General features: G+C 65.7%; 9 protein-coding genes. 5 read left to right on the forward strand and 4 right to left on the reverse strand.

All coding sequences use genetic code 11. From position 1 onward, the window contains the following. Positions 1–108 precede the first annotated feature (108 nt). Genes QJR12_RS09585 through QJR12_RS09595 form a run of 3 tightly spaced genes read right to left on the reverse strand, consistent with a single transcriptional unit; the run spans position 109 to position 3,150 of the window. A complete protein-coding gene (locus QJR12_RS09585) occupies positions 109–1,455 on the reverse strand; it encodes a sugar ABC transporter substrate-binding protein (RefSeq protein WP_300581188.1) in 1,347 nt (448 codons plus the stop codon). Then, positions 1,452–2,279, reverse strand: a complete 828-nt coding sequence (locus QJR12_RS09590) for a carbohydrate ABC transporter permease (protein ID WP_300581191.1) — start codon at positions 2,277–2,279, stop codon at positions 1,452–1,454. The genes QJR12_RS09585 and QJR12_RS09590 overlap by 4 nt, the downstream gene beginning before the upstream one ends. Continuing rightward, entirely contained in the window at positions 2,266–3,150 is an 885-nt protein-coding gene (locus tag QJR12_RS09595; protein WP_300581193.1) for a sugar ABC transporter permease, read from the reverse strand. Before QJR12_RS09595 ends, QJR12_RS09590 begins: the two co-directional genes overlap by 14 nt. 131 nt (positions 3,151–3,281) lie before the next feature. Here QJR12_RS09595 and QJR12_RS09600 point away from each other — a divergent pair, with 131 nt between their 5' ends. The 5 genes from QJR12_RS09600 (at position 3,282) to QJR12_RS09620 (ending at position 8,255) form a co-directional block, all read left to right on the forward strand. After that, positions 3,282–4,805 carry a TldD/PmbA family protein gene (locus tag QJR12_RS09600; RefSeq protein WP_300581195.1) on the forward strand — a complete coding sequence of 508 codons (1,524 nt, stop codon included), beginning with the start codon at positions 3,282–3,284 and terminating at the stop codon, positions 4,803–4,805. After that, on the forward strand, positions 4,802–6,172 hold the full coding sequence (locus QJR12_RS09605) for a TldD/PmbA family protein (protein WP_300581198.1): 1,371 nt from the start codon (positions 4,802–4,804) through the stop codon (positions 6,170–6,172). Before QJR12_RS09600 ends, QJR12_RS09605 begins: the two co-directional genes overlap by 4 nt. A 622-nt stretch (positions 6,173–6,794) precedes the next feature. After that, positions 6,795–7,244 carry a helix-turn-helix domain-containing protein gene (locus QJR12_RS09610; protein WP_300581201.1) on the forward strand — a complete coding sequence of 150 codons (450 nt, stop codon included), beginning with the start codon at positions 6,795–6,797 and terminating at the stop codon, positions 7,242–7,244. A 505-nt stretch (positions 7,245–7,749) separates the two neighbouring features. After that, positions 7,750–7,968 (forward strand): hypothetical protein, encoded by a 219-nt coding sequence (locus QJR12_RS09615; RefSeq protein WP_300581204.1) that lies wholly within the window; start codon positions 7,750–7,752, stop codon positions 7,966–7,968. A 2-nt stretch (positions 7,969–7,970) separates the two neighbouring features. Further along, positions 7,971–8,255: a ribbon-helix-helix domain-containing protein gene (locus tag QJR12_RS09620; protein ID WP_300581206.1), complete on the forward strand. Its 285-nt coding sequence runs from the start codon at positions 7,971–7,973 to the stop codon at positions 8,253–8,255. A 273-nt stretch (positions 8,256–8,528) separates the two neighbouring features. Here the strand turns inward: QJR12_RS09620 and QJR12_RS09625 are convergent, their stop codons facing one another. After that, positions 8,529–9,866, reverse strand: a complete 1,338-nt coding sequence (locus tag QJR12_RS09625) for an IS1380 family transposase (RefSeq protein WP_300580009.1) — start codon at positions 9,864–9,866, stop codon at positions 8,529–8,531. Positions 9,867–10,050 lie beyond the last annotated feature (184 nt).

Consider the following 10,050-nt stretch of genomic DNA (forward strand, 5'->3'; position numbering starts at 1 on the left):
GTCAACACAACTCGGCAGGGCTCGGCCAACCCGCGGTGCAGGCCACTCGGCACGACTCGGCCGATCCTGGGGGCGATGCGGCCGGCCCGGCCGAGCCCCATCACGGCGCTATCGGTAACGGCGAGCGGCGGCATTGGCCGCCGCCTCGGCCCGCGTGAGGGTTGCCGCGACGTCCCCGCGGCCCAGGAACATGTCGTCGAAAAACGGTTTGAGGGCCTGAAAGCCGGCGGCAAAGCCGGCGCCCCCCGGCGCGGGGATGCGCGGGCCGTTCAGCACGGTGAAAAAGGGTGAGACGTCCACGTGCTTGGCGGCCCAGTAGCCAAAGTAGATCTGCTGCGCCGGCAGCACCGCCGGGATGGCGCTGCCCCGGCGGCCGAGGTAGCCGTCACCCTGCTCGCTGCCCATCCAGGCTAGGACCTGACGCATTGCATTCGGGTGCTTAGATGCTGAATTACCTGCCGCTGCAATACCGTTGGTGACACTGACCCGCCCGGACGGCCCGAGTGGCAGCATCGCCACCCCCCAGCGGAATCTCGCCCCCTCGGCAACCGCCGCCAGGTTGTAGGTGCCGGACTGAAACAGCGCCATCTTGCCGGCCAGAAATTGGTTACGGCAGAAATCCCCGTTGTCGTTGGTGTCCGAGGCCGGTGGCGAAACGTGGTCCTCGTTGATCAGGCGGACAAGGTAACGGAAAGCCGCGACCGCAGCGGGGTTGTCGAAGGCGAACTTGTCGTCACGCTGAAACACTCCACCCGCCGACCCGATGTAGTTCAGATAGATCCCTTGCGGATCGTTGGCCGCATTGTATCCCCATTGGCGGACCCGGCTTGCATCGAAATCTCTAGTGCCCGCGGCATTCCCGTCGACGTCAAGGGTGAGCCTGGCCAGCAGCGGGCGCAGTGTGTCGGCGCCGTCCGGGCTCCACCGCAGCGTTCCCAGTACGGCGGGGTCGACGCCGGCCGCGGCCAGCAGATCCGCGTTGTAGTAAACGGCGATGCCCGCGTCGGTCAGTTGGGGCACTGCCCACAGCACACCGTTGCGGGTGAACTGGCTGACCACCGCCGGTTCCCATTCCGCTGCGGCAGCCCGGCCGAACGCCTGGTCGATGTTCAATAGCCGACCGTTGTCGGCATACTCGGCAAAATAGGCGTTGGACAGCCAAAAGATGTCGTCTGCGCTACCGCCGGCCACGTCGGTGCGCAAGGTGTCGAAATATGTCGAATAGGACACTACGTTGGTGCGTACCTCGATATTCGGGTGCGCTCGGGTGAACGCCGCAAACGATTCCCGGTAGGCTGCGGCAACCTGTTCGTCCCACAGTCGCACCGTCACCACGGTCTTGCCGCCGGGCGGCCGGGCGGATATATCCAAAAGCACCGCCGCAGCACCCAACATCGCAGCAGCCAGGGCCAGCCCCGTAGCAACCAGAGTGGAAAGCCGTGGACGCCAGCTCATTTCAGTCCCGTAAGGACGATTGAGGACACAATGCGCCGTTGGAAGGCGAGGAACACCACAATCAGCGGCACGATAGCGACCGTGGTGGCGGCCATCACCAATGTCCACTGAGCGTTATACCGTGACTGCAGGGCCGCCGTTGCCACCGTCAGCACCCGCCACTTGGTACCGCTGGTGATCACCAACGGCCACATGAAATTGTTCCATTGTGAGACCACGGTGATCAGCAATAGCGTAACCAGGATCGGCCGGCTGGCCGGCACCACCACATGCACGATCACGTCGAGGGTATTGGCGCCATCGAGACGTGCCGCGTTGATCAAGTCCTCCGGGATGGCACGAAAGTACTCGCGCAGCAGGAAGATCGCGTACGGCGAGCCGAACACGAACGGTAGCACCAGCGCCCAGAAGGTATTGCGCAAACCGATTTGGGCCATCATCAAATACAGCGGAATCACCGTAACCGTGGGCGGCACCATCAACGTTGCGACATACACCCAAAACAACACGTCGCGCCCCGGAAACTGCAATCGCGCGAACGCGTATGCGGCCAGCACGGAAAAGCTCAGTTGGCCGAGCGCAATCATGGCCGTCATCACCGCGGTGACGGCCAGCGCTCGGACAAACCCGGCGTCGGCCAGACCGATGTAGTTGGCCAGGGTGGGCGGACGGGGCAGTGCCAGCGGCCCGCCCGTCGCGAACTGCAGCGGTGCGGTGAACGATGTCAGCAACCCCAACGTGAACGGAAGCAGTGTGATGACCGCGCCCACCGTCAGTCCGGTGTAGATCGCGATAGCCGGGAGGGCGCGGCTAGGTGAGCTCATAGCTGATTCGGCGCCTGAAATACAGATGTTGGACGATGGTGATGCCGACCAGGATGACGAAAAGCACCACAGCCATCACCGCGGCCCGACCGACGGCCGCCGCGCCGAAGGCTTCGGCGTAAATGCGATGAGCGAGCAGGTCGGTGCGGCCCTGCGGACCACCGTCGGTCAGTGCATACACGGTATCGAAAACCTGTGCAGTGCTGATGATTCCGGTGACCAGAACGAAGAACATCGTGGGTCGCAGCATCGGTAGGGTGATACGCCGGAATCGCTGCCAGGAGCTGGCGCCGTCGATGCGCGCCGCCGCATGGAGCTCCTCGGGGATAGCCAGGATGCCCGCCAGAAAAAACAGCGCCACATAGCCGACATTCGTCCATACGACGACCGCCGACACCACCGGCAGCGCGAGGCCGGGATCGGTGAGCCAGTCGATCTGGTGGCCTAACACCGAGGCGACCGCGCCGTCGGTGGGTGCCAGGATCCAGCGCCACAACACCGCGATCGCCAGCGGGGCGCAGATCCACGGCAGCACGTACAGCGTGCGGAACAGGGCGCTGCCCGGCAGCCGGCGGGCCAGCATCGACGCCGCCAGCAGCCCGAGCGCTGTTTGTGCCGGCACCACCATCACCACGAACACCGCGGTGACGGCCAGCGAATTGCCGAACGCCGGGTCTGTCAGCACCGAGCGCCAATTGTCCAGTCCGACATACTCGATGGGGCCGAGAAGATCCCATCGATGCAGGCTGAGCCAGATTACGACCAGGACGGGCAGCAGCAGAAAGGTGACCATCCCGAACAGGCTGGGTGCCAGCAACGCATACCCTAGCGCGGTGACCCGGCGTCGGGGTGCCGGCCCGGCGTCATTCACCGGCACGGTCTCCCCCCGCAGGCGGGGTGGCCCCACAGCGCGGGCCGAGGGCGGCCCTGTTCAACGCTTCGGGCCAGACTGTCGCCGACGTGGACCATGAAGGTATTAAAGCCGGTCGCTACGGTGGTGCTGTGACACCCGGGATCGATGCCGAGTTTCTGGCCCTGCCGCGCCATGAGTTCGCCGATGCCGCCCTGTCGGCGGCCACAGCCGCCGGAGCCGGCCACGCTGACCTGCGGGTTCACCGCATCACCACCGAGCGCATCCAGCTGCGTGACGGGCAGCTGGAGACCGCGGTGATAAACCGCGAACTTGGCCTGGCGGTCCGGGTGATCGTCGACGGCACCTGGGGATTCGCCTCCCACGCCGAGCTGGCCGTCGACGTCGCCGCCGACACCGCGCGCCGGGCGGTCCAGGTGGCCGGGACGCTGGCGGCGCTGAACGCCGAGCGTATCGAGCTGGCACCGGAGCCGGTCTACAGTGACGTCACCTGGGTGTCGAGCTATCGGGTCGATCCGTTCAGCGTTCCCACCGCCGATAAGATCGCCGTGCTGGGGGACTACTCGGGCAGGCTGCTGGCCGGTAAGGACGGCGGGATCGGCGTTGATCACGTGTCGGCCGGTCTTACCGCCGTCAAGGAGCAGACGTTTTATGCCGACACTTTCGGGTCATCGATCACCCAGCAGCGGGTGCGGTTGATGCCCACCCTGGAGGCGGTGACGGTCGACGCCGCGCCCGGAGGGTTCGATTCGATGCGGACCCTGGCGCCCCCGATGGCGCGCGGCTGGGAGGTGATGGCCGGCGACGAGGTGTGGAACTGGACCGATGAGCTCGCGCAGATTCCGTCGCTGCTGGCCGAAAAGGTCAAAGCGCCTAGCGTCACACCCGGGCCAACCGACCTGGTGATCGACCCCAGCAACCTGTGGTTGACCATTCACGAATCTATTGGCCACGCGACCGAATACGACCGAGCGATCGGCTACGAGGCCGCGTACGCCGGCACTTCGTTCGCCACCCCCGACAAGCTGGGCAGTCTGCGCTACGGGTCACCGGTGATGAACGTGACAGCCGACCGGACGGTTGAATTCGGTTTGGCCAGTGTCGGTTACGATGACGAGGGAGTCGCGGCGCAGCGCTGGGATCTGGTGCGCGAGGGGATTTTCGTCGGTTATCAGCTTGATCGGGTGTTCGCACGCCGGCTGGGGCTGCCGCGCTCCAACGGTTGTTCGTATGCCGACTCACCGCACCATGTGCCGATTCAGCGAATGGCCAACGTGTCGCTGCAGCCGGCCGCGGCAGACGTCACCACGGCCGATTTGATCGGCAAGGTCGAGAACGGCATCTACATCGTCGGGGACAAGTCGTGGTCGATTGATATGCAGCGCTACAACTTCCAGTTCACCGGTCAACGCTTTTTCCGCATCCGCGGCGGCCGCCTCGACGGACAGCTGCGTGACGTCGCCTACCAGGCCACCACCACCGAGTTCTGGAACTCGTTGGAAGCCGTGGGCGGCGCCTCGACGTGGCGGCTGGGCGGAGCCTTCAACTGCGGGAAGGCTCAGCCCGGGCAGGTGGCCCCGGTCAGCCACGGCTGCCCGTCGGCGTTGTTCCGCGGCGTCAACGTGCTCAACACCGTGGCTGAGGGCCGCCGATGATCGGCGCACAACTGGCCATCGAGATCGCGCTGGACGCGGCCCGCTCCGGGGGGGCAGACGAGACCATGGTGCTGGTCACCGATCGCTCCGAGGCCTCGCTGCGCTGGGCGAACAACACCATGACCACCAACGGGGTGTCGACCAGCCGCAGCACCACCGTGATTTCGATTGTGCGCGAGGGCAACAACGCGCGGGTTGGTGCGCTGCGCTCCACCGAGGTGGATCCGTCGGTGCTGCCCGCCCTGGTGAGGGCATCCCAGAACGCGGCCGCGTCCGCCCCGAGGGCACGCGATGCCGCGCCACTGATCACCGGCACGGACGTACCAGATGACTGGGACGACGCCGTCTCCGGCACCGGTGCGGAGGTGTTCGCCGGTGTCGCGGAACCGCTGGCCCGGGGGTTTCGGGGTGCCGACCAGCTCTACGGGTTTGCGCATCACACGGTGGAGACGACGTTTCTGGCGACGTCGAGCGGACTGCGGCGGCGCTTCACCCAGCCCACCGGATCGGTGCAGATCAACGCCAAACGTGGCGGGGCGAGCGCCTGGGCCGGCATGGGTACGCCCGATTTCGCCGATGTGCCAACGGATTTGCTGCTGGAGCAACTGTCGGCCCGGCTGGGGTGGGCGGCACGGGTTGTGGAACTGCCTGTGGGCCGCTACGAGACGATCATGCCGCCGTCGGCGGTGGCCGACATGATGATCTACCTGCAGTGGGCGATGAGCGGGCGCGGTGCGCAAGAGGGGCGCACCGCGTTCTCGGCCCCCGGCGGCGGGACCCGGGTGGGGGAGCGGCTCACCGATCTGCCGCTGACGCTCTACTCCGATCCTTTCGCCGCCGGACTGGCGTGCTCGCCGTTCGTGGCGGTCAGCGCCTCCTCGGAGACGGTGTCGGTGTTCGACAACGGGATGGATATCGCTCGGGTGGACTGGATCCGCGACGGGGTGATCAACGCCCTGGCCTATCCGCGGGCGGCGGCAGCCGAATTCGGCGCCCCGGTCGCGGTGGCCGCCGACAACCTGCTGATGAGCGGCGGCGATGCCGCGCTGGACGACATGATCGCCGGCACCGAACGCGGCCTGTTGCTGAGCACGCTGTGGTACATCCGCGAGGTTGACCCCACCACGCTGCTGCTCACCGGGCTTACCCGCGACGGGGTCTACCTGGTCGAGGACGGCCGGGTGACCGCGGCGGTCAACAACTTCCGGTTCAACGAGAGCCCGCTGGATCTGCTGCGCCGCGTCACCGACGTCGGCGCCAGCGAGGTGACACTGCCACGAGAATGGGGCGATTGGGCCACCCGGGCGGCCATGCCGCCGCTGCGGATACCTGACTTTCACATGTCGTCGGTGAGCCCGGCGCAGTAGTTCACCGCCGGGTGTCGGCGAGGAGCCGCGGAGGTCGGCGGCTCGGGCATTCGGGGCCCCGGGCCATCGCGGGCCGCTGCTGATGGCGGCGGTAGCGCCCGGGAGTAGCCGCCTCAGCGGCGATCGGTTCCGGCCGGTTGTAGGCACACCGTGGTATTGCTTGCCGTCTCGGGGGCGCTAATGTCGCTAATGCCGCTAAAGTCAGCGACGTGCAACGCATGTTCGGCAGCACTGCGGCGGCGGTGTTCCCGCAGCCTCGCCGGAGCCCGACCGAGGCAATGACGCAGACGTGAGGTGCTGAAAAGTAGGGCAGTCACCAAGCAAAGACGCAGCCAGTTGACCTCAGGGGCGGTAGCTCAGTCGGTTAGAGCCGCGGACTCATAATCGGTGTTTCTGGGCGTTTGCCGCGTCGGCCAGCGTTGGTACGTTCTGAGTAACGCCCTTCTAGCTGCGGCGATAGGGTTTGTCGCGTTGACCGGAGCTGGACAGGTCTGGGAGCACTGCGGTATCTACTGCGGTATCGGCTGGACAGCCTCTTACGCAACGGCGGCACCACCGCCATGGGTTCACACCCATGCTCGCCTCCTCGACTTTTCGTTTCTTTCGTTTTAGCCTGGGGTGTATGACAGCCCCACCCTTCCTTGAGGAACGCACCGTTTTACCACCTCAACAGCCCGAGGACTTGTCGGCGCTGCTGGCGGCGCTGGGCTCGGGCCAGGTTTCCGTGTGTGGCGGCGACGGCCATCCGATCACCCTCCCCGATCCTGTCCGGGAGGCGCTGTACAACGTCGTGTTGGCCCTCTCGCAGGGCAAGGGCATCACGCTAGTGCCGCGCCAAAGCAAGCTCACCACTCAGGAGGCAGCCGACCTACTGAACATCTCCAGGCCGACGCTGGTGAAGCTTCTCGAAGAGGGCCGCATCCCTTTCGAGAAGCCAGGGCGGCACCGCAAGGTCAGCCTCGACGCGCTGCTGCAGTATCAGCAGGAGATGCGGGCCCGCCGGCGCGCGGCGCTTGACGAGCTAACCCGAGACTCGGCGAACGAGATCGAGGCGATCCTCAAGGCGCGGTGAGGGTTTAAACGAGCATGGCCACCCGCTCGGCCCTTCTCGGGATCGTGGCCGCATACACGAACCCGCCATTCACGGCCCACCAGGTCCTTGATGCGCTGGCACCCAGGTGCCGAAGTTCGCCGCTGAAGCGCGTCGGCTAATCCCATCTTGATCGCTATCAATGCCGAAACGAGGCCGCTGATCGCCAGAGATTCTTAGGCAAGGGTCCCCGAACTCGCACCTAGCCTAAGGTTAAGCCGAGGATCTGCAGAGATGGCCTGAGCTCGCCTGGGTTGCTGGTGGATTTCTCGGCTTAACTAGGATCAAAGCCATCCGGGGCAAAAAAGTGTATTGCACTAACTCACAAAGTGCATTACACTTTAGGTGGTGCGGATCGAATGTCTGTCCTCCGCCTGGCAGCACAGCATCACAAGCGATGAGATCCGCGCGGTGATCTCCTACCCGGATCTCCTACCCGCTCCTGCGGTACGGGATCACCACCGTCTACGCGGACGCCGACACCTACATGTTTGTCGGGAACAGGGTCAACAACGAACCATGGATCGAGGTTGCAGCCGAAGACGAAGACGGGCACACATGGGTGGTTTTTCACGCAATGATGCTCACCCTCCGTGTCGCTGACGAGGTCTATGACATCTCTGGCGGCATCATCGACCTCCGCAGCGACCTGTCGCCGCAACGGCCGTATATCGGCCCCCGGTACGACATAGGAGAGGAAATCTGACCATGGCGAAGAGAAGCGCTAAGGATTACGAAGAGATGAGCCGCGCTGTTGAATCTGGCGCGTACACCGTGCGCGGCCCGATGGAGTTCGGCGCCACGCTACGCATGGGCCGCCCCATCAAAGGCACCCCGACGGCGGGTAAGACGCCGGGAGTGACTGTCCGGCTCCCCACTTCTCTGCGTGTCGAGATCGAACACCGGGTGAAGGCCGGGGAATCCCGCTCAGAGTCAGAACTGATCCGTCAGGCAGTCGTGGAATACCTCGAACGCCACCCAGGCTGTCGCTGACGCACGATGCCACGGAACGCGCCTCCAATGTCACCTAGCCCGGATTTTGCGGTAGGGCCTGGAGAGAGGTGATTAGGTGGGCATTGCCGCTCGGGTCGAGTGCGGTGGAGGTCGGTCAAGCTCGCGTGCTGCAATGTGGTTGAGCCGATTAACCCTCGACGGGTTGTGGGTGGGTCGATTCACGGCGTGCTGTATCAGCATCGCTGAGCGGAAACAGCGTTCAACTACCTCGGGGGTGTCGCCGAGGGGCCCCTGTGGGTGGTGTGGGTTTGTTTAGCCGGGGACTGCGACCCATCCGGGTAGTCGGGTGAACGCGGTGAGCAGGTCGATGGCCCAGGGCCAGTTGGCGCCCAGCCGCAGTGTGGTGCGCCGCGCCGAGCGCACCAGCACCCCGGCGGTGTGCAGCAGGGTGTAGCGCAGCCGTTTGGGCTCGGCACTGGCCAGCGCACCATCCAGGCAGAGCGTTTTGGTCCAGGCGAGCAAGTCGGCGGCGATGAGCACCACCATCAGCCACGCGTTGGTGATGGCGAAGTCATGGGAGGGCAGGTTGGCCAGCCCGGTGTCCTTCAGGTCGCGGATGGCGCATTCCATGCGGCCACGGCCACGGTAGAGCGCCTCCAGGTAGGCCAGGTCTGCATCGGGCAGGTCGGTGACAAACAGCTGGTAGCGGTAACCGTCGAGGTCGGTGAAGCGCAGTTGCGCGCCCGGGTGGGGTTGTTCGCGGCGCACCAGCATCCGGGTGCCGGGCGGCCAGCCCGACAACGAGACCAGGTCGGTGATCTCGGCCACCTCACCGGTGTCGCGAACCTCGCTGGCATCGGCGGAGATCGTTGACTGCCAGCGTGATCGCGGCAGGGCGAGGATCACCTCGGCACGGGCCGCGGGCATCGGGACCCCACCGATGAACCGCACACCCCGGCTGCGGCACGCCGCGGCCAGCTCGTGGCTGGTGCCCCCGGCGTCGGTGCGACAGATCACCTGCTGGTGCGCGGGGTCCACCGGCAGCTGCGCCAGCGCCGCCTCCAACACGCTGAGGTGGTCGCCGGCAGTACCCGAACCCGCATTGCCCGGCCGTAGCAGCCCGGCCAGCGCCTCCCCAGTGGCGTCTAGGACCGCCAACAGCGGATAAAACCCGAACCCGCGCTTATAGGTCGGCGCCGCATAGTGCTTGTCGGAATCGGCCTCGATGAGTACCCCGTCGATATCGATGACATACCAGCCCGGATCGGCCCCGGTTGCCCAGGCCGCGGCACGCGCGGCGGCGCGGGCGGTTTGGATGCGGGCCAGCGCGTCGGTGTCGACGGCCTCCAAGGTTCGCCATGCCGTGGCCACCGAAGCCACCTGACCGAACAGGTCGGGCTGATCAGCCAGCACCCGCAGGTCGCTGATCGCCGTCGCGCCGTCGCCGATCGCCACCGCCAGGTCGGTCAGCACCCGGCCCCGGTCATGGCCGCGGCGGCGCTTCTTCGTCGGTGCCATCGCCGCTGACAACCCCTCAGTCAGTCCCAGCCCGTCGGCCAGCTCGCACAACAATCGCGTGCCCGCGTGCGCCACGACACCCCGTCCGCCTGTAGTTACCACCAGACCCGGACGGCCAGCTGTAGTCTTCACCTCGGAAGTGCCCTTCTGCTGTTGGAACTGTTACGGTTAGCAACTACAGTTTCCCTTGCAACAGAAAGGCTTTCCGTTATCTACACGCCGTGTCACCCACAACTACTGCAAAATCCTGGCTAACGCGCTGGTGGCGTCCCAGGAGCGGTGTAAAAGTGGCCTGACGTAGGCTTCGCTCGCTTAT

Source organism: Mycobacterium sp., from assembly GCF_029961025.1.
Classification (GTDB): domain Bacteria; phylum Actinomycetota; class Actinomycetes; order Mycobacteriales; family Mycobacteriaceae; genus Mycobacterium.

Excerpts from the sequence above, each read along its gene's own strand:
- QJR12_RS09620 (WP_300581206.1), top strand. The coding sequence starts at position 7,971 with ATGGCGAAGAGAAGCGCTAAGGATTACGAAGAGATGAGCCGCGCTGTT.
- QJR12_RS09585 (WP_300581188.1), bottom strand. The coding sequence starts at position 1,455 with ATGAGCTGGCGTCCACGGCTTTCCACTCTGGTTGCTACGGGGCTGGCC.
- QJR12_RS09610 (WP_300581201.1), top strand. The coding sequence starts at position 6,795 with ATGACAGCCCCACCCTTCCTTGAGGAACGCACCGTTTTACCACCTCAA.
- QJR12_RS09590 (WP_300581191.1), bottom strand. The coding sequence starts at position 2,279 with ATGAGCTCACCTAGCCGCGCCCTCCCGGCTATCGCGATCTACACCGGA.
- QJR12_RS09615 (WP_300581204.1), top strand. The coding sequence starts at position 7,750 with ATGTTTGTCGGGAACAGGGTCAACAACGAACCATGGATCGAGGTTGCA.
- QJR12_RS09605 (WP_300581198.1), top strand. The coding sequence starts at position 4,802 with ATGATCGGCGCACAACTGGCCATCGAGATCGCGCTGGACGCGGCCCGC.